This is a genomic window from Flavonifractor sp. HCP28S3_F3 (assembly GCF_052065355.1).
In the GTDB taxonomy this organism is placed as follows: Bacteria; Bacillota; Clostridia; order Oscillospirales; family Oscillospiraceae; genus Flavonifractor.
Genome location: NZ_JBQHUF010000034.1, coordinates 1 through 862 on the forward strand (window position 1 = coordinate 1; position 862 = coordinate 862).

1 rRNA gene is annotated in these 862 nt (G+C 52.8%); it reads right to left on the reverse strand.

Going from position 1 to position 862, the window contains the following annotated elements:
• Nucleotides 1-862: ribosomal RNA gene (locus ACTNB1_RS14805) — 23S ribosomal RNA — on the reverse strand; the annotation flags it as partial.

Consider the following 862-nt stretch of genomic DNA (forward strand, 5'->3'; position numbering starts at 1 on the left):
CCCGGGTCAACCAACGCCCGGGTCCCGCTATCTCCATGTGTCAGTGTACTTAAGGTTCGGTGGCTACGGAATTTCAACCGTATGTGCATCGACTACGCCTCGCGGCCTCGCCTTAGCTCCCGGCTTACCCTGGGCGGACGAACCTTCCCCAGGAAACCTTAGATTTTCGGCCATTATGATTCCCACATAATTCTCGCTACTCATTCCGGCATTCTCACTCGTGTAAAGTCCACCGCTGCTTCCGCTACGACTTCACCCCGTACACGACGCTCCCCTACCCCTGCCTTGCGGCAAGCCCAAGCTTCGGTTGCATGCTTAGCCCCGTTATATTTTCCGCGCAGAGTCACTCGACCAGTGAGCTATTACGCACTCTTTTAATGAGTGGCTGCTTCTAAGCCAACATCCTGGTTGTTTTCGCAACTCCACATCGTTTTCCACTTAGCATACATTTGGGACCTTAGCTGTGGGTCTGGGCTGTTTCCCTTTTGACCACGAGACTTATCTCACGTAGTCTGACTGCTAGCCATCAATTATCCGGCATTCAGAGTTTGATAGGGTTCAGTAACCTTATCGGCCCCTAGCCCATTCAGTGCTTTACCTCCGGTAATCTAAGCTAACGCTAGCCCTAAAGCTATTTCGGGGAGAACCAGCTATCTCCGAGTTCGATTGGAATTTCACCGCTATCCACAGGTCATCGCCGACCATTGCAACGGGCGTGCGTTCGGTCCTCCATGGGGTTTTACCCCCACTTCAACCTGCCCATGGATAGGTCACCCGGTTTCGGGTCTATTGCCACTGACTTTATGCGCGCTATTAACACTCGGTTTCCCTTCGCCTCCGGTACTGAATACCTTAAGCTTGC